This window comes from Acinetobacter sp. GG23 (genome assembly GCF_057766365.1).
Genome location: NZ_JBYMDJ010000012.1, coordinates 60,629 through 81,998, shown reverse-complemented (window position 1 = coordinate 81,998; position 21,370 = coordinate 60,629). Strand labels below are relative to the sequence as shown.

Sequence of the window (21,370 nt, the reverse complement as noted above, 5' to 3'; positions counted from 1 at the left end):
CTATAAAATCAAATATCTATTTAGATAAAAATTCCCCAGATTATTGGAGCATGACTGATAGAGGTTTATCTGGGTTAGATTCTCTTCTCGCAGGCTTGGCTAGCTGCAAACTTATAGCGTAGTAATATTGAATTCAATGGAAGCAGATATTGTTTTTATAAGGTATCTTCAGTAAAAAGTATTTTCATTATAAATATCAGGTAAAATAATAATGTTTTACGTCATCTTAAAATAAGAGCTGGCTTGTGACCAAAACAAAATTTCACTATCTTAGATTAAAACTTTTCGCAGCTCGGATGCGTTTATGCTGACACACTTAACTCTGATCAATTTCGCTTTAGCCGATCATTTAGCCATTGATATTGAACCAGGTTTCAATGTCCTGACTGGGGAGACAGGGGCGGGTAAATCTTTACTGTTGGATGCCCTCTCTGCCTGTTTGGGTGAGCGCACCGATACCAATTACGTCCGTTTTGGTTCAGACAAAGCCGATGTTACCGCTGTTTTCAGTTATAAAGAACAAAGTCCCGAAGCTGAATGGCTTAAAGCACATGAGTTGGATGATGAATCTGGCGAGATTCATTTAAGACGGGTGGTTTTTGCGACAGGTCGCAGCAAAGCATGGATTAATGGTCGCCCAAGCAGCTTGGCTGAACTGAAAGAAATTGGTCGTTTACTGGTGCAACTGTATAGTCAGCACAGTCAGCAACAATTGTTGGAACATCCTTATCCCAAGCATTGGTTAGATCGTTACAACAACTTTTATCAGCCTGCACAAGATGTCCGCGATGCCTATAGCACCTGGCAAAAAGATATTCGTCAGCATCAAGCGGCATTAGATGCACAAGTGACGCGTAAACAACGGATTGAGACTTTAGAATTACAGCTTGAAGAACTCGAAGAAATCACTCACATTGACTATAAAGAGATTGAGCAAGAGTTCGACCGTTTAAGTCATCATGAACATATCATGCTGGATTGTAGCTATAGCTTAAATGCGCTGGATGAAGCTGAACAAAATATCACCCAAGAGGTTTCTTCGATTATTCGTCGTTTGGAATCGCATGCCGGTCGCAGTGAGCTACTCGCAGAAATTTATAATTCATTAGTAAATGCACAAAGTGAACTTGCTGATGCGACGGCGAATTTACATCAATTTATTGACCGCCAAAGTTTTGATCCTGAACGCATGGAAGAGCTCAACTTGCAACTGGAAATCTTCCATCGTTTAGCGCGTAAATATCGTACTCAACCTGAAACGCTAAAAGAAGAATATGAGGCGTGGCAGGCGGAACTTGAACAGCTCCATCAACTGGAAGATCCTGAGACTTTAGCTGAACAAGTAGAATTGTCACATCAAGACTTTTTAGCCAAAGCTCAGCACCTAGATGATATTCGTCGTGAAGCCGCGAGTCCGTTAGCTAAAAAACTCACAGAACAAGTGAAACAACTGGCATTGCCTGAAGCCCATTTTGAATTCAAGTTTGAACCTTTGGAACAAGCATCATCAGAAGGCCTCAGCTTTATTCAATTGCTGTTTACCGCAAATAAAGGCATTCCTGCACAACCCTTGGCACGTGTAGCTTCTGGTGGTGAACTGTCACGTATTGCTCTGGTCATGCAAGTGATGAATGCTGAAAAAACCGAATCTGAAGTGTTGGTGTTCGATGAAATTGATGTCGGAATCAGTGGCGGTACGGCAGAAATGGTTGGACGCTTATTGGCAGATTTAGCCCAACATGTACAGATTTTATGTATTACCCATCAAGCTCAAGTGGCAGCACAATCCGATCAACATCTGTTGGTGAAGAAACGCCAAACGGATCCTGCAAGCAGCACCATTATCGACCTGAGCGAAGAACAACGTATTGATGAGTTGGCGCGTATGACCGGCGGTGTCGAAATTAATGACACAACCCTGCAACATGCCAAGCAATTACGTCAACTTAAGTTTCATCAGGTATAAGTTTGTAGGCTAAATCACAAAAAATGATTGGCGAAATTCAATTAGTTTAGTAAGTTGCTTATAAAAGCATTATTATTAATTTAATCAGATTTTTTGATTTTAAGGGGGATAGCTTAGATGACTAAACAATATCTGACACATCGCTGTCTGATTGCACCTCCTGATTCAGCCGATGATTTTTTTGCCAATACGGTTATTTATTTGGCACGACATGATGAAGATGGTGCTCAAGGCATTATCATTAACCGCCCTTCCGGTCTTTCAATCAAAGAGTTATTGAATGACTTGGAAATTGAAGCGGATAATGTCAATCCCCATGATGTATTACAGGGTGGGCCGTTACGTCCGGAAGCAGGCTTTGTGCTGCATACCGGTCAGCCGACCTGGCATTCATCCATTGCGGTGGGTGAAAATGTCTGCATCACCACATCTAAAGATATTTTAGATGCCATTGCACATAACGAAGGTGTTGGACGTTATCAAATTGCCTTGGGTTATGCGAGTTGGGGCAAAAACCAGCTTGAAAAAGAACTGGCACGTGGCGACTGGCTCATCTGTGATTCAGATATGGATTTAATTTTTAACTTGCCTTACGACGATCGTTGGGATGCTGCCTATAAAAAAATGGGCGTAGACCGCAATTGGCTTTCATCAGAGATTGGACATGCCTGATTTATCACCACCCCAGCTGATTATGGCATTCGATTTTGGTACACAGAAAATGGGCATGGCGGTCGGTCAATCCTTGATTGAAAGTGCCAATCCGCTTGGCCTGTTTCCAATGAAAGATGGGATTCCCAACTGGGATGAATTACTGAAAATTGTGAAACAGTATCAACCGACTTTATTTTTAGTGGGATTGCCGTTGAATATGGATGATAGCGAATCTGAACTTTCGGCACGCTCACGCAAGTTTGCACGCCGTTTACGCCATCAAACCAATATTGAAACCTTGATGGTAGATGAGCGTTTAACCACTCGTGAAGCGCGAGATGAACTGGGTCATTATCAAGCTCAAGGTCGCGCTAAAAAACTGTCTGCGGATAGTGTGGCTGCTGCACTTTTTATTGAAAGCTGGTATCGCAACCCTGAAGGGCTTACACCTTAATTTTCTAAATATCATTAATGTAAAAAAGCCATTCAAAACTGAATGGCTTTTTATTAAAATGAACAAACAAATACGATTACCTGGCTAATGCTGATCAATTAAGCGGTTGCACCATTCCCCTTATCTTATGAGTCACTCACCGCAGTCTTATTTTTAAATCCAATATGTACTGCTCGTTGGGTGCTTAAGATACAGTATCTCTGATGAAAAAAATTGGCAATACTGTATTTTTAACTTTAGTTTTATCTTGAACAGAAACAAAGTAATGCTTTGTTCCCGTTCAAGTTGTGAATAAGGTATTTTCTTATCAAACAACATGAGGAATTTAAAATATTCCTCGGTTGGTTAACTGATTGGCATTCATTATTTGACTGGTTTTTCGATATGAATGGTTGCGGTGCGTCCTGCAATAAAAGCCAATTCATTTTTCGGCATTTCATCCAGAATAATTTTTACCGGCACGCGCTGTGCCAAACGAACCCAGCTAAAGGTTGGATTCACATTGGCTAAAAGTCCGGAGGTCGAAGTACGTTCGCGGTCTTCAATACCCGATGCAATCCCTTGAACGTGGCCTGTTAACTTTTCAGAATCACCCATCATTTGAATGGTTGCGGGTGCTCCGACATAAATTTTATTCAGTTTGGTTTCTTCAAAATAACCCACAATATATAAATGCTGGCGGTTTAACAGTGCTGCAACCGCTTGCCCCACTTTGACATAACTGCCTTGCTGCAGTTCAAAATTGGACAAGGTGCCATCGGCAGGTGCAACCACTTCAGAGCGATGCAAATTCAGTTCTCTCAGATGCAGATTACTGGTTGCCACTTCAATGAGCGCTTTTTGCTGCACGATGTTGGCTTTAGCCTGTGCAATGGCTGCAACCATTTGTTCATGTTCTGCATGGGACTGATCACGCATTGCAAACATATGCTCTTGTTCTTGTTTTGAAATTGCACCATCCATCAAGCTGGAATAGCGATTGGCATTTTTATCTGCCCAGTTAATATTTGCTTGCGACTTCACCACATTGGCTTGAGCTTGGGCCAGCTCGGCCTGAGCTGCAGTTAAACCCGCGCTGGCCTTGGCCAAATCAGATTTGGCTTGTTCGACATCAATGGCCTGGCGGGCGACATCAATTTTAAACAACACCTGTCCTTTTTTAACGCTCTGGTTATCTTGTACCAAGACCTCAGTTACCAGCCCCGAAACATCAGAAGACACCTGAATCACATCACCACGTACACGCCCATCACGCGTCCACGGTTCGGAATTATAATAATTCCAGATATGGATGATGGCAAAAATCGCGATCAGCCCTACCACCAGCAAAATAATCGGACGAATTATTTTGCGTAGATCAAAAGATGTCATTTCAGGTTTACCTCATTCATTTCAATTTGGACAGCACGGATGTCCATTAGATGGCACACAGGATAAAGAGCCAGTGCACCAGAAAAAGCAGCACAATATACAGGCACAAATTGAATATGCCGGGCCCTGCAATCCAGCCCTGATCAATCAGTCGATCTGTTGCCCTCCTGACGATTTTAAGCAGCACATACGCAAGAATGCTCTGAATTAGAAGGATCGGGACGTAGACCCCATAAAGATTAAGTTCACCCATGCTTAGCTCACTGCCAAAGTTTTCTGTTTAGCTCCATTGACCGTATTTTGATGACACAGACTGCTGCAGATATTATTGAGTGAAATTTTTAGACGCTGTGCAATATCGGGATTCTCGACTTCATCAGTTGCAGATTGAACCACGGCAAGGCTATGCAATAAATTCTGTAAAATGTCGGTATGGGGTCGCTGCATTTCTTTGGCACGAAAATAGTCATCTAGCGACTGTTGCAAATTTTCAATCGAAGAAACAATAGATGCTTGCTCGGGTAGTTTTTCGATCAGCTCCTGCAGTCGCGTCAGGTCAATTACTGCACTGGTTTCAATCAGTGCCAGATGAATTTCTTTGTTTAACCTTTGCGACTGAACAGCAGCTTTACCATTCAGCACTCCAATCCGATCCAGCATGCTACGCAAATGCTGTTTAAACTCGGTCCCATAAGGCAGATACAAGGCCTTTCTGACCGCTTTATAATGCATAGCCAAAATGCGTTGTACGGTTATATCCGGAGACATCGCCCGAACAATGTGAATTACGTAAACCGAAATTATCAGACCAATCAGTGAGCCAATCGAGGCATCAAAAAACGCAATCTGATCTAGCGAATAATTATTATGTAAATTTAACCCCATTATCGTTCCCATCAGTAGGGGTAGCCCCAATCCGGTTAAAGGGGGATGAGGAAATAACATTAGACAGCATATAATGAAGGGCGCCAGAACCAAGACCAGTTCCCAAAAGGTAGTGACATGCGGGAAAACCCCATAAGCATAAATAAAAACCATTACAGCCGCATAAATATTGGCACGGATAAAGATTTTTAACGCTGGTACCGGATTATCCATGGCAGTTAAAATACAGGCACTGATTGCCGCCATTTCCGCCAACATGAAGCCTGCTTTCCAGCCACTTAGAATCCAGAATGCTGTGGAAATCATAATAATAATAAATGCCGAAATGCCCCCACGCACCGCTACCCCATGATCCCGATGCAAACTCGGATAGGTGGTAGTTAAAGGACTCATACTTTCAGGCAAGGAATCATCGCCTTGTTGAATGCGCTGCCAAATCAGTTTTACTGCACGGACATTCTGAATAAAATGCCGGATATCCATTTTCAAGCCGTTTAAAATAATCACTTGTTCAGGTCGTGCCGATGCCACTAAAGCATCAAAATCAGATTCAAACTGGTTAGGTAAAAGATTCAGTTCCTGTGGTTTGATCTCATGGTCATCTTTTAAAAATTCAGCAATATGAGTATGTATAGCTTTCAAACTGGTACGATAGGTCAAATCAATTTGGTCGAGCTGTTTCATGCGTTCAGACATCGCCACCAGATTTGCCACCAATACAGTTAATTGATGCAGCATTTCCTGTAACGGTTTGGTCATGCCCTGAAGGCTGGATTTCTCATACGATAAATGTACCGCCATCGTATGGATATCGGAGATATCCCGGGTAATATTGCCGAGTAACTGGTTGTAGTGATGCAGTTGCTTTTGATCCAGCAAGATCTGGTCAAATAATGCGTTGGTATCCTGAATGGTTTTTGAAACACGGGTTTCCACAGCCGGCCCGATGTGCAGCGGAAAAATGGTGGTGCTGACAATAGCACTGCAGACCACTCCCACTGTAATTTCCAGAAAACGGCCAATTGCCATATCAAAGATAGACACCGTATCGGCATAATAAATAATGTTGTAGCAAATAATCACTGCGGTATAACCCGCCAGCATAGAAACATAACTGCGCGGGGTTCGATCCAGCAGCGAAATATACAGGCAAAATCCCACCCAGGCCGCCAAGAAACAGGTAAATAACCATGGGGTATTCATCAAAAGCGGAGTGACTACAACCGAGGCAATGGCACCCAGCAAGGTTCCCAAAATCCGATAAATACTTTTTGAAGAGGTCATGCCCGAGTACGGATTGGCGATCACGAACACTGTACCAATGGCCCAAATCGGATAAGCCAGATTCAAAGAAAATGCGACATAAAGGGCCAGCATGCCTGCCACAAAAGTTTTAGTCGCAAAAATCCAATCCATTTTATTTGGACGAAATGCGAGTAATGGTTTGATGAGCAGCATGGATGGATCTCTAATTCAGGTTTAACGCTTTACTCCACTGGTTTTTGAACGACGACTTAAGTGCACGAGATATATTGAAGATACATCGGGTAAAAAATAGACATGAGTAAACATGCCATCAGAAATGGTCGTCATTCAAAATGAATAGAGAAGTTTTCACATTACGTTTTTTATGCGACATAAAACAGAAGAAATATTTAACCAAATATGATTAAATATTCATCATTAGATATTTATATCAGACATCTTTTCAAAAAAACCAATATAAGTCAATTATAATATCTTATTATGATAATATGTATTAAATTAATAAAATATATTTAAGCAGTAATCATTAAATTTCTCATACAAAATATAAAATTTTTTTAAATACTGACAAATACAATATTGTCAGAACAAAAGCTCTGCTCTTGCTATTTTTTGTTATAAAGTACTACGTGTTATTTTTTCTTTTTATATGCTTTGACCAAGCAGGTACTTATGGCAATTTCTAGTTTTGGTAAGATTCTCACCGTTTTGGATCTGTTTTCGGTGTCTCGCCCTATCATTAATGTCGATATCATTAGTGAAGAATTAGGACTGTCTAAACCCACCAGTTACCGATATTTGAAAGAGCTCGTATCCTCAGAATTATTACAACGCTTAAGTGGTACTTCAGGTGACTACACGCTAGGTACTAAAATTGCAGTACTGGACTATATTTCCCGCACTACAGATCCTTTGGTGCAAATTAGCATTCCGTTTATGCAGCAAATTGTGGAACGTACTGAATTCGGCTGTCTGCTCACGCATTTGAATTACGATTCATGTATCGACATTCATCATGAACTGTATAAAGACCTGACTACACTGACTTATGGCCGTGGTTGCCCTCGCCCTATTTATAAAGGTTCGTCTGCCAAAGCCATTCTGGCGCATTTGTCCAAAAAGCACATTTTGGATTATTACCAGCGCTTTAAAACTGAATTTTCTGAAGTCAGATTTGCCCATAGCGAAGAAGAATTCCTGTTACAGATGAAACAGATTAAAAAGCAGGGCTATTATTTCTCAAATGGAGAAGTTGATCCAAATTTGGCCAGCCTTTCTATTCCAGTGAAATTTTCCAGCAAAGAACCTCCTTTAGCTTTGACCTTATTAGGCTCTAAAAATCGCTTTGAGTTTATTAATTTCCAGAAACTGATCGAAATTTTGCAGGAAAATGCTGCATTGATTGAGAAAAAATTTGCTGAATTATCTGGAGATGATGAGCTTTAAAATTATGTTAAAATTCAAACAAATATCAATTTACGCAAAATAAAGCATATTTTATAATTGAATTATTTAATTTATTCTCATAATATGATTATTGTTCTTCATGCAGCCAATTGTATTCCATGACAATTTGAGCAACATCCTCAGAGAAAAGCTTGTGCCTATGCATGAGCTTTTTTTTGCCTTCTTATTGTTAGCCGGTCAAATGCATTCCTTTACCTTTAGAAAAAATAACGGAAGGTCAGATTAATCCGTGGTTCAACTATTTTTGTCGATTTCATTAAAGCATGTTTCCAGTACTGCTGGGTTTGGCCTCGCATCACGATCAGTTGTCCGCTATGTAAAAGTATATCGACTTTTGCAGCTTTATTTTTATGCTTAAAACTGAATTTTCGTGTGGCACCCAAACTTAAAGAAGCAATTACAGTTTCTTGTTCGTTATCGGAGATTAAAGTCGCTTCATCATCACTATGCCAACCTAGGCCCTGCGTACCCTCCTCATACAGATTAGCCAAACAGGAATTAAACGAATGTCCAACCAATTTCTCAATATGCTGCTTTAAACGAAATAACGCAGGATTCCACAGATGTGCCTGCTTAAAGGTGCCTGAATAGTGATATTGATAGTTTTCATCGCCATACCAAGCCACTTGGCGTTTGGTGATATGATGTTGGCCAAATAAAAATACCCGGTCATGTTGCCAGGCTAAATTGCTTAAAAAATACTGCAAATATTTTTCACTCTGCTCAGGGGTTAAAATCAGGCCATAATCTTCTACAATCCCGTCACAAGGCAAGAGATTGTCTTGAGCTTCAGGTGCAAACAATTCAAAGTTCATGGTCAAAATACACAGTCATAAATAAATGTAAAATTCACTTTTATTTTAGCGGATTATTCCTGCTCACAATTCAAAACATTGTATGCGCTTGTGACATCAGAAAATCAGGCTTAGACTGAAATCAAGCTGAACAATAAAAAACTGCATATGAATTTATGGCACTTATTTCAAAAACTTCGACCTTTTGTCCGCCCCTATCGCTTATTGGTCATTGCAACCCTCATTTTAACCCTGATTGGATCCTTCACCGCACAGGTCAATGCACTGACTTTAAGATACGCCGTTGATAGTATTAATCGCCTGATTGAAGCAGGTTCAGGACTTTCAGAAGGCTGGCATATTCTTATCACCATCTCTGCTATTTTACTGGGTAAAGAAGTCATCAATGCCTTCGTGCAATTTGGACAAAAATTTTATGGCGAAAAACTGCGAATTTTTGTTTCGCAGGATTTAGCCCAAGGTATCATTGAAAAATTTCTGACCTATCGGCTGGCTTTTTTTAATGAAGACAATAACCAGGCCGGTAAATTACAAACTCGTATCGACCGTGGTATTGGTTCGCTAACGCGCTTGGTGCAAATCTTCTTTATTGATATTTTACCGTTATTTACCAGTGCGATTGTGGCATTGGGGCTGATGTTCTATGCCAACTTCTATGTTGGATTGGTGGCTTTAAGTATTGTGCCGATTTATTTTTGGCTGACCTATAAACAGGCACAAAAACTGGGGGGATGGCGACGTAATCTACGCGATGGACGTGAAAAAAAGAGCCAAGGCATCTTAAGCATTATCAACTCGATTACGGTGATCAAATCTTTTAATCGCGAATCGATTGAATCTGACAAACAGCTCAAACTCCAAAAAGAACTGACCAACAATCAGATGCAGACCCGTCAAACCAGTTTTTTATTTGACGGTTTAAAAACCTTTATCGAACAGATTGGGATTGTGCTGATCATCATTTTAACCGCTTATTTTGTGCTGGATGGGCAAATGAGTATTGGTATGATTATGTACCATGTCCTGCTGTTCAATAATGTCTCCGCCCCGATTCGTTCCTTGCACCGTATTTATGATGAAGTGAATGACGCGATGATTTACTCAGAAAGCTTCTTTAAAATTTTAGAAGCCGATCATGAAATTGAACCAAGTGGTGCACAAAAACCTGTGATTACAGGGAAGTTTGAACTTAAAAATGTCGAATTTTATTATCCCAATGGCCTTCATGCATTAAACAACATCAACCTGGTGATTCAACCGAATAAAATCACCGCTTTGGTCGGTTTATCGGGTGCGGGGAAATCGACCTTAATCAGCTTATTGGATAAGTTTTATCAGCCCGCGTCTGGGGAGATTCAACTCGATGGCATAAATTTGGAAGACATCGACACTCACTATTTACGTGATCATATTGGTTTGGTACTGCAAAAAAATCATATTTTTCAAGGGACTATTTTTGAGAATATTCGCTATGGTCAAACCGATGCCAGTATAGAAGATGTGATGACTGCAGCCAAAAAAGCCTCGATTCATGAGCAAATTTTACAGCTTCCGCATGCTTATGACGCCGATGCCCTGATGCTTTCAGGCGGACAACAACAACGGATTGCACTTGCCCGAATGTTCTTAAAGAACCCACCGATTATTTTTCTGGATGAGCCGACTGCCAGTTTAGACGCGATTGCCTCGGAGCAAATTAAAAAAAGTCTGGATCAAATTAAACAAGGACGAACCGTGATTATGATTTCGCATAGTTTGTCGCAAATAATTGATGCCGATTACACTTATGTGATGAAAGAAGGTTGCATTGTCGAACACGGCGAACATGATGCGCTCTATCATCAAGAAGGTGTATATAAAGAAATTTTTGATGCTATGGCCAAAAGTTTAAACATTGAAAAAATTGCTAAAACTTTTGAGGAGGATTCTGAGGAAGAAACCCATAGTTAGACACAACATCTGTTTGAATATCTGTTCTTTAATTTTTTTAATCAACATCATACTGATAAAAAAAGCCTCAATCTAAGTTGAGGCTTTTTGAGAATTGATTTAGAAATTAACGTTCTTGAACTTTTTCTTCAATTTCCGCAACACTGGTATGGCGTACGTCTAAACCTTTGACTATATAAATGACTTGTTCAGAAATATTGCGCGCATGATCACCAATTCGTTCTAAAGAGCGCAGTACCCACAACACATTAATCACCCGTGAAATATGACGCGGATCTTCAATCATATAGGTCATTAAGGTACGTGTTGCAGATTGATATTCACGGTCAATATCGGCATCGGCAAGTAATACACGCAAAGCTTGATCGATATCTAAACGCGCAAAAGCATCTAGGGCATCATGGATCATCACCCGCACCTGGTTACCAATATGACGGGTTTCCATGTAGCCGCGAGGTGAATTACCTTCTTCACACAAATTCTGCGCGATACGGGCAATTTTCGCCGCTTCATCACCAATACGCTCTAAATCGGTATTGGCTTTAGACATGGCTATTACCATACGCAAGTCAATTGCCGCAGGATGACGACGCGCCAAAATCAGGGTTAAGGCTTCATCAATTTCTGTTTCTAAACGATTGACGATATTGTCCTGAAATTGCACATCAATCGCCAAACTGGCATCGGTGTCTAATAAAGCACGGATACCGTTGGCAACTTGCTGTTCAACCAAGCCACCCATGGTCATAAATTTGGTATTTACATCCTGCAACTCTTCATTAAATTGCGAAGAAATATGGTGGTTCAACACCGGATTATTTGGCAAGGGGGCGTACTCCACAACAGCAATTTTAGGATTAAAAATTTTGGTCAATATTAAATCATATCTAATATGAAGCTTTGATGACAAACCTCTAAATGTTTAGCTGGCTGGCTGGACTGCTTTATCGATCAGCCAAGCATTCATTGCTTCAACATCCTGTTCTGTTAATTTGCCAACAGCAGCTTTCAAACGTAGCACATTAATCAAATAATCATATTGTGCATTTAAGTAATCCTGTTTGGCAGAAAACGCATTTCGTTGCGCCAAAAGCACATCCACCATAGTTTTCAAACCTTCCTGATACTGGGCTTTAGAGGCTTCAGAAACAATAGTGGCCGAATCCATGGCAGCTTTACGCGCTTGTAGTTTGGCCTGATCGGTTTCCACCTGCATATAGGATTTTTTTACATCGGTACTGGCTTTACGAATGGCAGCATCAAGCTGGGCTTCACTTTTTTTCACATTCACTGCAGCTTTTTGAATGGATTTTTGCATGCGTCCGCCGTTATACACATTCCAGTTCATTTCCACACCCAGCTGATCAAACTGACCGTCACTGGATATGACATTTTGTGGGGACTGTTTGGCATATCCATAAGTGCCTACCGCTTCAATTTGCGGATATAAAGCGGCTTTTTCTATCCGTTTCTGATCCTCTGCATAACGCTGTTGAATCCGGGCTTGTTTAATAGAAAGGTTTTGACTCAGTGCCAAAGCTGTCCATGCTTCCAAGTCTGCCGGATAAGGTTTTTGAAACTGAAAGTCATCTCTGAGTACTGCCAAATTTTCACGATAAGGTCCAATGATTTGTGCCAGTTGCTCTTGTGCCAAAATCAATTGCACGTGAGTAGAAATACGATTCGCTCTTGCACTTTGATATTGCGCATTGGCTTCACTGACATCACTTTTTGCAACCAGACCTTCGCGCAATTTCGCATTCATGAGATTGAGCTGTTCCAACAAGGCCTTTTCTTCTTGTAAATTTGCAGTGGTTAAACTCTGTTGACGCAGCACATTAAAATAAGATTCAGAGACATTTAAAATATGTTCCTGGCGTTGTAATTGTAAATTGACTTCACTCAGACTAACCGAGGTTTTAACTTGCTTTAAACCTTCCCACGCATCCCAACGAAAGATCGGTTGCCGTGCAGTCATGGCAATTTGTTTAGTCGTTGAAGAAGATGTACTAAATGCGTCCTGAGGAAAACCAGGAATACTGGTCTGATTGGTATCTTGGCTTTTTCGTGTGACATTTCCAGAAACACTAATCGTTGGAAGCAAATTTCCTTTCGCAATTCCCAGATTTAATTGGTCCGCCTCATACTGTAAAAGATTGGCTTGCCAATTTGGATCAGTACTTTGTGCACGTTGATAAGCTTCCACCAGATCCAAAGCATAACTGCACGGACTTACAAGCAAAACACATGCACTGATGACTATATTTATATTCATTTTTTATGCTAAATCCCTGCCCCGTACCAGACCATCTGCACACACGCATAGTTCAAAGAAAACTCTGCAATATTAGAATGATATTTCTACTTTTCCGTATGATTTTTATTAATTTTTACAATCAGCCCATGTTATATCCATTTATCTGTAAAATGTTGGTCATTGATCACAGCAGGTAACTAAACTCCTGCACAATACTACACAGACAAAATTCTTTTCAGCTATAGAATACCTGTAATCCGTTAAAATCCTTGCCGCATTTATCCAGATATATAATGACTGTGTCTCTCAAAAAAAAATTCTCTGTAAAGAAATGCCTGCCTTTTGTCATTTTGATGCTTTTGCTCGGATGTCAAAAGCCTGAGCCACAGCCTATTCCAGAACAAGTACAAAAACAATCTGAGCAAGATGAAACGGTAGATTTATCTTCGCTATGTAAAAATATTGAAAATAATATGTCCACAATTAATGCAGAACGAACTACTTTTGCCTTAGAACAGATCAATCAAGATTTAAAATTATGCTTACCGCTGTCTACATTTGCCGAACAAAAGCATTTGCTAGTATTATCCAATCAAATGTATAAAAACTTCTTAACCGTAGATAGAACACCGTCACAGCAAGTGGCTTTTGAAACCTATGCTTTTGATTTAGCCCAGCATCCTACCATTCAACAAAGCCATTTTGAACAACTGAATTTACGTGATCAATATTTATTGAAACACAAGGGACAAGCCTACATTGAGCTGTTCGATGCAGGTAAAGGTTTAGTCAATTATCGTCGTAGTCCTGAATACCTAGCCAAAATATTTGCCCCGTATATGCCTCAAGCAGAACAAGTTTTTATCGAAAATTTGGCAACACAAAATATGATGCCAGTGTTTGTTGAAAATACCTTAATGATTGAGCCGCATGAGATTGCAAATCGTGCCTTATTTTGGGAAGAATATTTAAATCAATATCCTAAAAGTAGCTATCGCAAAGATGCAGAGTACTTGTTGCACATGTATACCCAGTTTTTATTTAAAGGGATGAACGACTCGCCTGTCTCTGAGACTTATACCGATCAATATTCAATTCAAAGTAGTTCGCTAGATGAAATTGAAAAATTAGCTCGGGTCAAAAATTCGTATTTAGCGCTTCAGGCTACAAAATTTCTGCAATTTCTACAATTATCTGAACAGCAGCGTTTAAAAGAAATTCCACTTCAATTAAGTTCAAAACAACAACAGTCAATGTCTGAAAATCAGCTTACGCTCAAACAATTAGACCAGTATTTAGGTTTACAAAATTTAAGCCTGTCTAAAACACGGGACTGTTTTAGTGATTCAGTATGTCTTTAATTTTTGCTTTAAATTAAAAATTTATAGAACGACATAAAAGCGATATTTAATGTGAATGTTTTTTAGTGCTTGGGCATGCTAATATTTGTCCATCGCTTGACGGAGCGCGAGTAATTACTCGCTGAGATTGTGTCAGTCTTTTCTATAAAGAACTTAAGCACAAGTACCGTTGAACCTGATCAGGTTAGAACCTGCGTAGGAATCAAGCATCTAAAAACTGAAGCCTTCAATTTATCTGTTGATTAATTTTCTAATGAATTAAACCAGATAAATCTGCCACGTTTTTGGTCGTGCTTGATTCGTTGATGTCATTCATAAGGATCATTGCAATGAACCAGTTAACGAATCTATCTGCAACAGATATTTCTGCTCAACATGAGCAAGATGCCAAAGATCTCACCCGAATTTTACCCGCTTCAAAAAAAGTCTATCTCCAAGGCTCTCGTGCGGATATTCAAGTCCCGATGCGTGCCATTGAACTGACCGATACCCCGACTGGCTTAGGCGGCGAACAGAATCCAGATATTCTGGTTTATGACACTTCAGGGGTGTATACCGATCCTGAAATTGCAATTGACCTGAATAAAGGTTTACCCAATGTGCGTGAAACCTGGATTGAAGAACGTCAAGACACTGAACGTTTAGAGATGCTAACCTCTGCCTTTGGACAAGAACGTCTAAAAGATATTCGCACGGCACAGATTCGCTTTGCCCATATTCAAAAGCCGCGTCGTGCAAAATCGGGGAAAAATGTCACCCAAATGCATTATGCACGTCAAGGTATTATTACTCCTGAAATGGAATATATTGCCATCCGTGAAAATCAACGCCAGCTTGAGGGTGTAGATGCGCGTCAACATGTTGGTCAAAACTTCGGGGCGAAAAACCTAACCGAAATTACGCCTGAATTTGTCCGTCAGGAAGTCGCGGAAGGTCGTGCAATTATTCCTGCCAATATTAACCATCCTGAAATTGAACCGATGATTATCGGACGTAATTTTCTGGTGAAAATCAATGCCAACATCGGCAACTCGGCACTGGGTTCAAGCATCGATGAAGAAGTGGCGAAAATGACCTGGGCGACCCGTTGGGGCGCAGACACCATTATGGATTTGTCGACAGGCAAAAATATCCATGAAACCCGTGAATGGATTATCCGTAACTCGCCTGTTCCGATTGGTACAGTTCCGATCTATCAAGCACTGGAAAAAGTCGATGGTGTAGCCGAAGATTTAACCTGGGAAATCTTTAAAGACACGTTGATTGAACAGGCTGAACAAGGTGTAGATTACTTTACCATTCATGCCGGGGTACTGCTTCGTTATGTTCCGCTCACGGCAAACCGCTTAACTGGAATTGTCTCGCGTGGTGGATCCATCATGGCGCAGTGGTGCCTTGCCCATCATCAAGAAAACTTCCTGTATACCCATTTCGATGAAATCTGCGAAATCATGAAAGCCTATGACGTATCGTTCAGTTTAGGCGATGGCTTACGTCCGGGCTGTATTCAGGATGCCAATGACGAAGCCCAGTTTAGTGAACTGCGTACCTTGGGCGAACTGACCCATCGCGCATGGCAACATGATGTGCAAGTCATGATTGAAGGCCCGGGACATGTGCCGATGCATATGATTAAGGAAAATATGGATCTGCAACTTGAAGTCTGCCAAGAAGCGCCTTTCTATACCCTTGGGCCTTTAACTACGGATATTGCTCCGGGTTATGACCATATTACTTCAGCGATTGGTGCCGCGATGATTGGCTGGTATGGCACAGCGATGCTGTGTTATGTCACACCAAAAGAACATTTAGGTTTACCAAATAAGAAAGATGTCAAAGATGGCATCATCACTTATAAAATTGCCGCGCATGCTGCCGACTTAGCCAAAGGTCATCCGGGTTCACAGGTGCGTGACAATGCCTTGTCCAAAGCACGTTTTGAATTCCGCTGGGAAGACCAGTTTAACTTAAGTCTTGACCCCGATACCGCACGCAGCATGCATGATGAAACCATGCCCAAGGAAGCCCATAAATCAGCGCACTTTTGTTCAATGTGCGGACCAAAGTTCTGCTCCATGAAAATCACCCAAAATGTGAGAGATTATGCGAAAAATCAAAGTAATGCAGAACATAGGCAAGAACAAAATGCGGAGATAGCAGCAGGATTTGAAACCATGAAAACCACTTATCAGAAACATGGTCAGAAATTGTACCACAAGCTGTAATTTGGTAAAAAAAGTCTTTTATTTTCATGAAATTCTCAGTTAGGATGAGTGCTTGCTTTTCATCCTGACTGAGCTATATGAATATTATTAGGCAAGCAACATATAACAGCGACGAAGTCAAAATCCAGTCACGCGAATATCTTTTCCGCGGCTTCATTCAGGTTGAAAAAGTCAGTCTCCGACATCGTTTATTTAATCAGACTGAATACACCCCCATCATCCAACGTGAACTCATTCACCGACCTGAAGCTGCTGGTGTGCTGATTTATGATGATGCCCAGCAAAAATTTGCCTTAATTGAACAATTTCGTGTCGGCGCAATGGATGATTCTGATTCATCTTGGCAACTGGAAGTGATTGCCGGGGTACTAGATGGTGATGAGTCGCCTGAAAGCTGTATCCGCCGTGAGAGTCTAGAAGAATCAGGCTGTGAAATTGATGAATTACATCATCTATTCAGCTTTTATCCATCTGCCGGTGCCTGCTCAGAAATTTTCCATTTATACAGTGCACAAGCCGCTCTTCCTCAAGAAGGCGGTGTATTTGGGATGCCAGATGAAGGCGAAAATATTCAATTGCATTTGATTGACTACAGTGAAATTGCCAATCTCCTCACCAATGGTCGTTTAAGAAATGCACCGGTTATTATGGCATTGCAATGGTTGCAACAGCATATTCAAGCTACCAGGAATGTCTAAGGAGTCAGACATGACTGTATCCAATAGCCATGAACCCCAGCAAGACTGGACCATTATTCAAATTTCAGATACACATTTGATGAATCAGGAAGATTTAGAATTTGTGCATATGAATCCTGAACATAGTTTTCATGCCGTCATGAAACAAATTCAGCAGCAATATCCAAATGCAGATGCCATTATTCATACCGGTGATTTGGCCCAAGTGCCGGTGAAAGAAACCTATACTCGTTATTTGGAATTTATGCAGAGTTTAGGAATCCCGTTTTATCAAATCCCTGGGAATCATGACAATATTGACCTGTTCCCTTTCTACCATAATCAAAATCGGGTTCATGCGATTCATTTTGGCAGGTGGAGCATCGTATTATTAAATAGCGCTGTGCGTGACAAAACTGATGGCTGGATTGAGGAAGCGCAACTGCACCAACTTGATCAAATTTTATCTCAATTCCAACAGCAATTTGTGCTTGTTGCATGTCATCATCATCCTTTCGATATGAAATCAAAATGGATTGATCAACATAAATTGAAAAACACTGAAAATTTAACCGATATTTTAGCCAGACACAGTAATGTGAAAGCGGTCGTAAGTGGTCATGTTCATCAAGACTCCTTGAATGAATGGAAAAATATTCAGTTTTTTTCGACACCTTCAACCTGTGTCCAGTTCAGACCTTTAAGTGAGGATTTTGCTCTAGATGAGGAGGCACCGGGGTTTCGTGTATTACATTTGAAAGCAAATGGCGAGTTACACACTGAGATTCATCGTACCAAAAAGGTGCAGCAAAAAATTAATGTTGAAATTTCAGGTTATTAACTTTTCATTTTGCTTTTTTTCTATTATTTTATGGCTTCAAAAGAAAGCGTGATAGATGGAATCCAGGCATCAAAGACTATCAAAAAGCATAAAAAGTCTATATGATGACGGCCCTCGAAGGAGAATCTCCTGAGAGTTGGATAAAAACACTTGCATATCACCATATTTTTTGCGTATAGATAATACGTATATGATGAGGAATGTCCTAAATGGCGAATGACAACCAAAATCAAGTCTTGGACGAACAAACTGATGTTGTAGACGAAAAATCTACAAAACGTGTGCGAAAAACCAAGCCAAAAGCGTCAGAAAGTGGTTCTACTGCTAGCTTATTTGGTATTGCACCTTATCAGCCGAAAAAAAATGAAGAATACATGTCCGAAGGACAGCTTGAACATTTCCGCCAAATTCTTTTGGCATGGAAAGAAGAGCTAATGTCTGAAGTAGATCGTACTTTAAACACGATGCAGGATGAAAATACTGCATTGCCTGACGTCAATGACCGTGCGACACAAGAAGAAGAGTTTGCAATTGAACTCCGTACACGTGACCGTGAGCGTAAATTAATTCGTAAAATTGAGCAATCAATTGAAGCGATTAAAAACGACGACTATGGTTTCTGTGAAACGTGTGGTATTGAAATTGGTCTGCGTCGTCTTGAAGCACGTCCAACTGCAACCCTTTGTATTGACTGCAAAACTCTAGCAGAAATCAAAGAGAAGCAAAATAACGGTTAATTGTGACTGTTGAGAATCCCTCAGCCGAGCACAACTCGGCTCTTGCGCAGCGGCGAAACGATGTTTCGCTGTCTCGCTACTCAGGTCGGTTTGCGCCATCGCCAACCGGCCCTTTGCATTTTGGTTCACTCATCACCGCTGTGGCCAGTTATTGCGATGCACGTGCGCATAAAGGCAAATGGCTGGTTCGGATTGAAGATACCGATATTCCGCGTATTTATCCTGGTAGTGAAGCGCATATCCTGCGTTCAATTGAAGCCTTTCAATTTGAAGCTGATGCAGAAATCATTTTCCAAAAAAACCGCCTGGACATCTACGATGCTGTAATTGATCAACTGCATCAAAAGCATCTGGTCTATGCCTGCCAATGTACCCGCAAAATGTTGGGTTCCAATCATATCTATGCAGGAACTTGCCGTGATTTAAAGCTACCTTTTGAGCAGCAAGCGATTCGTGTCAAAGTATCCGATCAAGAAATTTGCTTCAGTGATCGCCTGCAAGCTAAGCACTGTTCTAATCTGCAACACGAGCTCGGTGATTTTGTGCTCAAGCGTCGTGATGGCATTATTAACTATCAACTGGCTGTGGTGGTGGATGATTATCTGCAAGGCATGACCCATGTCGTGCGTGGTGCAGACCTGCTGGATAACACTGAACGGCAAATCTGGCTTGGTTCAGTATTGGGTTATCCCAAACTTGAATATATGCACCTGCCCTTGGCGATGAACGATCAGGGACAAAAGCTCTCTAAACAGAACATGGCGCAACCACTCGATCTCAACCGTGCACCTGAATTACTCCAACAAGCGATTCGCGCCTTGCATCAAGCTGAAGTTGATTTGGACACCCCAGAACGTATGCTCAAGCAAGCCATTGCCCAGTGGGATATACAACAGATTCCCCACACAATGCAACTGCAAGGCACTTATTTATAACATCAAAAATGCGCTAAGCTAAAAGACAAAACTTAAAAAGAGTTCAGGCTATGTTTTTTATTTTTGGAATGGGTCCGAAAACTAAAGTCGTCGAGAAAAGTCAGTTTGTTTGTCCGGTCTGCAGAAGCAGAAGTGCCTATGAACTAAAACAACAGCGTAATTATTTTTCTTTATTTTTTATCCCACTGATTCCCCTTTCAAAGGCGAAAGGAGAATTCGTTAAATGTCTGAATTGTGGCACCGAGATGCCGAGTACAGTATTAACCCATACCCAGCAGAATTGATCATCAGATTCAAGCTAGAAGCTGGATTCTTCTTTACTCGGGTTGGCTTTTTGGGTAGTGGCATCAATTTTCAGCACTAAACTGATCATCACGGCACACATAATTAATGATGAACCGCCATAACTGATAAACGGCAGGGTCAAACCTTTGGTTGGCAGCATCCCCATATTCATCCCTGCATTGACCAGAATTTGCAGCAAGAAAATAATACTAATACCGTAGGCCAAATAGCCTGCACGCAAATACTGATGCTGCAAAGCACGATGACCGATTTTGATACAACAGACCAGCATCGTAAAGGATAAGATCAATACGGTACTGATGCCAAGGAAACCAAACTCTTCACCTAAAATCGCCAGCATAAAGTCGGTATGCGCTTCTGGAAGATAGGACATTTTCTGGATACTGTGTCCCAGTCCAACCCCAGCCCATTCACCCCGGCCAAAGGCCATCAGTGCATTGGAAAGCTGATAACCAGTACCTAAGGGATCAGCCCAAGGATCGGTAAAAGACAAGGCCCGTTGTAAACGGTAGGGCTCAAAGATAATCGCAGCTCCTAAACCCAGGATAATTGCCAGCATAAAACCGATGAACTGAATCGGTGGTGCACCTGCTAAAAAGAACACCCCTAAAATCATCAAGACAATCACTGCAGTTGCGCCCAAGTCCGGTTCCGCCAGGATTAAACCGACGGTAATTACCATGACTCCACCTAAGCGGAACAGACCGGACAGATTATTACGAACTTCTTCTGCCCTGCGTACTACATAGTCTGCAGTAAAGATAGCCATCATGACCTTGGCGACTTCGGATGCCTGCAAGGTAAAGCCAGCAATACGAATCCATCGGGTTGAACCATTGACCTCGGTGCCGACCACTAAAACCACAGCGAGCAATAGAATGGTCATAATCCATAATGGAAAGGTATTATTGAACCAGATATTGAGCGAGACTTTATAAGTCAGAAATGCTGCAATGCCTGCCACTAAAATTGAAATTCCGTGTCGGATCACAAAATGAAACGGATTTTCATGTAAACGGTCGGCATAGGGCATCGATGCTGATGCCACCATGATTGAGCCGATACAAAGTAAAGCAATCACACAAAAAATCAGTACATTACGTGACGTAACTTCAGCGGGGATTTTGGCTCCCCACTCATTATAGACCTGATTAATTTTACCTATGGTCGTCTGAGCTAACCCAGCCATACAACGTTCCTTAT

Annotated in this window: 19 protein-coding genes and 1 riboswitch; of the genes, 12 read left to right on the top strand and 7 right to left on the bottom strand. The window is 41.1% G+C overall.

The genetic code is table 11. From position 1 onward, the window contains the following. Positions 1–304: 304 nt before the first annotated feature. The 3 genes from recN to ruvX all read left to right on the top strand — a co-directional run bounded on the left by recN (position 305) and on the right by ruvX (position 3,074). Positions 305–1,966 (top strand): DNA repair protein RecN, encoded by a 1,662-nt coding sequence (recN, locus tag AC3CAU_RS15985; protein ID WP_447053920.1) that lies wholly within the window; start codon positions 305–307, stop codon positions 1,964–1,966. 117 nt (positions 1,967–2,083) lie between these two features. Next, entirely contained in the window at positions 2,084–2,638 is a 555-nt protein-coding gene (locus AC3CAU_RS15980; protein WP_131216049.1) for a YqgE/AlgH family protein, read from the top strand. Then, on the top strand, positions 2,631–3,074 hold the full coding sequence (gene ruvX, locus AC3CAU_RS15975; RefSeq protein WP_131216050.1) for a Holliday junction resolvase RuvX: 444 nt from the start codon (positions 2,631–2,633) through the stop codon (positions 3,072–3,074). The genes AC3CAU_RS15980 and ruvX overlap by 8 nt, the downstream gene beginning before the upstream one ends. Positions 3,075–3,437: 363 nt before the next feature. Here the strand turns inward: ruvX and AC3CAU_RS15970 are convergent, their stop codons facing one another. Genes AC3CAU_RS15970 through AC3CAU_RS15960 form a run of 3 tightly spaced genes read right to left on the bottom strand, consistent with a single transcriptional unit; the run spans position 3,438 to position 6,788 of the window. Then, complete coding sequence (locus AC3CAU_RS15970; protein ID WP_447053919.1) at positions 3,438–4,445, bottom strand: HlyD family secretion protein; 1,008 nt, start codon at positions 4,443–4,445, stop codon at positions 3,438–3,440. A gap of 46 nt (positions 4,446–4,491) precedes the next feature. Further along, complete coding sequence (locus AC3CAU_RS15965) at positions 4,492–4,698, bottom strand: DUF1656 domain-containing protein (RefSeq protein ID WP_131216052.1); 207 nt, start codon at positions 4,696–4,698, stop codon at positions 4,492–4,494. Between the two features lie 2 nt (positions 4,699–4,700). Beyond that, entirely contained in the window at positions 4,701–6,788 is a 2,088-nt protein-coding gene (locus tag AC3CAU_RS15960; protein ID WP_447053918.1) for an FUSC family protein, read from the bottom strand. A gap of 480 nt (positions 6,789–7,268) precedes the next feature. Here AC3CAU_RS15960 and AC3CAU_RS15955 point away from each other — a divergent pair, with 480 nt between their 5' ends. Then, positions 7,269–8,042 (top strand): IclR family transcriptional regulator, encoded by a 774-nt coding sequence (locus AC3CAU_RS15955; protein WP_131216054.1) that lies wholly within the window; start codon positions 7,269–7,271, stop codon positions 8,040–8,042. Positions 8,043–8,260: 218 nt separating this feature from the next. Here the strand turns inward: AC3CAU_RS15955 and AC3CAU_RS15950 are convergent, their stop codons facing one another. Beyond that, entirely contained in the window at positions 8,261–8,878 is a 618-nt protein-coding gene (locus AC3CAU_RS15950; RefSeq protein WP_447053917.1) for an alpha-ketoglutarate-dependent dioxygenase AlkB family protein, read from the bottom strand. 147 nt (positions 8,879–9,025) lie between these two features. Here AC3CAU_RS15950 and AC3CAU_RS15945 point away from each other — a divergent pair, with 147 nt between their 5' ends. Further along, positions 9,026–10,828: an ABC transporter ATP-binding protein gene (locus AC3CAU_RS15945; RefSeq protein ID WP_447053916.1), complete on the top strand. Its 1,803-nt coding sequence runs from the start codon at positions 9,026–9,028 to the stop codon at positions 10,826–10,828. A 106-nt stretch (positions 10,829–10,934) separates the two neighbouring features. Here AC3CAU_RS15945 and phoU read toward each other — a convergent pair whose 3' ends face one another. Together phoU and abuO are read right to left on the bottom strand one after the other, a co-directional pair. Further along, positions 10,935–11,654, bottom strand: coding sequence for a phosphate signaling complex protein PhoU (phoU, locus tag AC3CAU_RS15940; protein WP_131216112.1), 720 nt, complete (start codon positions 11,652–11,654; stop codon positions 10,935–10,937). Between the two features lie 96 nt (positions 11,655–11,750). After that, positions 11,751–13,103, bottom strand: coding sequence for a multidrug efflux outer membrane protein AbuO (gene abuO / locus AC3CAU_RS15935; protein WP_447053915.1), 1,353 nt, complete (start codon positions 13,101–13,103; stop codon positions 11,751–11,753). A gap of 335 nt (positions 13,104–13,438) precedes the next feature. On the opposite strand from abuO, the gene AC3CAU_RS15930 reads away from it, so the two are divergent. From AC3CAU_RS15930 to AC3CAU_RS15900, 7 genes are all read left to right on the top strand, one after another. Next, the gene (locus AC3CAU_RS15930; RefSeq protein WP_424622070.1) at positions 13,439–14,446 is read left to right on the top strand and encodes a hypothetical protein; all 1,008 of its coding nucleotides are present in this window, start codon (positions 13,439–13,441) and stop codon (positions 14,444–14,446) included. Between the two features lie 90 nt (positions 14,447–14,536). Continuing rightward, positions 14,537–14,665, top strand: a riboswitch (TPP riboswitch). Positions 14,666–14,775: 110 nt separating this feature from the next. Continuing rightward, positions 14,776–16,671, top strand: coding sequence for a phosphomethylpyrimidine synthase ThiC (thiC, locus tag AC3CAU_RS15925; RefSeq protein WP_131216059.1), 1,896 nt, complete (start codon positions 14,776–14,778; stop codon positions 16,669–16,671). A 77-nt stretch (positions 16,672–16,748) separates the two neighbouring features. Next, on the top strand, positions 16,749–17,369 hold the full coding sequence (locus AC3CAU_RS15920) for an NUDIX domain-containing protein (protein WP_447053914.1): 621 nt from the start codon (positions 16,749–16,751) through the stop codon (positions 17,367–17,369). A 10-nt stretch (positions 17,370–17,379) separates the two neighbouring features. After that, positions 17,380–18,189, top strand: a complete 810-nt coding sequence (gene cpdA / locus AC3CAU_RS15915; RefSeq protein WP_447053913.1) for a 3',5'-cyclic-AMP phosphodiesterase — start codon at positions 17,380–17,382, stop codon at positions 18,187–18,189. Between the two features lie 209 nt (positions 18,190–18,398). After that, positions 18,399–18,926, top strand: coding sequence for an RNA polymerase-binding protein DksA (dksA, locus tag AC3CAU_RS15910; RefSeq protein ID WP_067722416.1), 528 nt, complete (start codon positions 18,399–18,401; stop codon positions 18,924–18,926). 2 nt (positions 18,927–18,928) lie between these two features. Then, entirely contained in the window at positions 18,929–19,861 is a 933-nt protein-coding gene (gene gluQRS / locus AC3CAU_RS15905; protein ID WP_447053912.1) for a tRNA glutamyl-Q(34) synthetase GluQRS, read from the top strand. 50 nt (positions 19,862–19,911) lie between these two features. Continuing rightward, on the top strand, positions 19,912–20,145 hold the full coding sequence (locus AC3CAU_RS15900) for a zinc-ribbon domain-containing protein (protein ID WP_131216063.1): 234 nt from the start codon (positions 19,912–19,914) through the stop codon (positions 20,143–20,145). 14 nt (positions 20,146–20,159) lie between these two features. Here the strand turns inward: AC3CAU_RS15900 and ftsW are convergent, their stop codons facing one another. After that, on the bottom strand, positions 20,160–21,356 hold the full coding sequence (gene ftsW, locus AC3CAU_RS15895; RefSeq protein WP_131216064.1) for a putative lipid II flippase FtsW: 1,197 nt from the start codon (positions 21,354–21,356) through the stop codon (positions 20,160–20,162). Positions 21,357–21,370 lie beyond the last annotated feature (14 nt).

Coding starts and splice junctions, on each gene's coding strand:
- recN (WP_447053920.1), top strand. CDS start 305: ATGCTGACACACTTAACTCTGATCAATTTCGCTTTAGCCGATCATTTA.
- AC3CAU_RS15980 (WP_131216049.1), top strand. CDS start 2,084: ATGACTAAACAATATCTGACACATCGCTGTCTGATTGCACCTCCTGAT.
- ruvX (WP_131216050.1), top strand. CDS start 2,631: ATGCCTGATTTATCACCACCCCAGCTGATTATGGCATTCGATTTTGGT.
- AC3CAU_RS15970 (WP_447053919.1), bottom strand. CDS start 4,445: ATGACATCTTTTGATCTACGCAAAATAATTCGTCCGATTATTTTGCTG.
- AC3CAU_RS15965 (WP_131216052.1), bottom strand. CDS start 4,698: ATGGGTGAACTTAATCTTTATGGGGTCTACGTCCCGATCCTTCTAATT.
- AC3CAU_RS15960 (WP_447053918.1), bottom strand. CDS start 6,788: ATGCTGCTCATCAAACCATTACTCGCATTTCGTCCAAATAAAATGGAT.
- AC3CAU_RS15955 (WP_131216054.1), top strand. CDS start 7,269: ATGGCAATTTCTAGTTTTGGTAAGATTCTCACCGTTTTGGATCTGTTT.
- AC3CAU_RS15950 (WP_447053917.1), bottom strand. CDS start 8,878: ATGAACTTTGAATTGTTTGCACCTGAAGCTCAAGACAATCTCTTGCCT.
- AC3CAU_RS15945 (WP_447053916.1), top strand. CDS start 9,026: ATGAATTTATGGCACTTATTTCAAAAACTTCGACCTTTTGTCCGCCCC.
- abuO (WP_447053915.1), bottom strand. CDS start 13,103: ATGAATATAAATATAGTCATCAGTGCATGTGTTTTGCTTGTAAGTCCG.
- AC3CAU_RS15930 (WP_424622070.1), top strand. CDS start 13,439: ATGCTTTTGCTCGGATGTCAAAAGCCTGAGCCACAGCCTATTCCAGAA.
- thiC (WP_131216059.1), top strand. CDS start 14,776: ATGAACCAGTTAACGAATCTATCTGCAACAGATATTTCTGCTCAACAT.
- AC3CAU_RS15920 (WP_447053914.1), top strand. CDS start 16,749: ATGAATATTATTAGGCAAGCAACATATAACAGCGACGAAGTCAAAATC.
- cpdA (WP_447053913.1), top strand. CDS start 17,380: ATGACTGTATCCAATAGCCATGAACCCCAGCAAGACTGGACCATTATT.
- dksA (WP_067722416.1), top strand. CDS start 18,399: ATGGCGAATGACAACCAAAATCAAGTCTTGGACGAACAAACTGATGTT.
- AC3CAU_RS15900 (WP_131216063.1), top strand. CDS start 19,912: ATGTTTTTTATTTTTGGAATGGGTCCGAAAACTAAAGTCGTCGAGAAA.
- ftsW (WP_131216064.1), bottom strand. CDS start 21,356: ATGGCTGGGTTAGCTCAGACGACCATAGGTAAAATTAATCAGGTCTAT.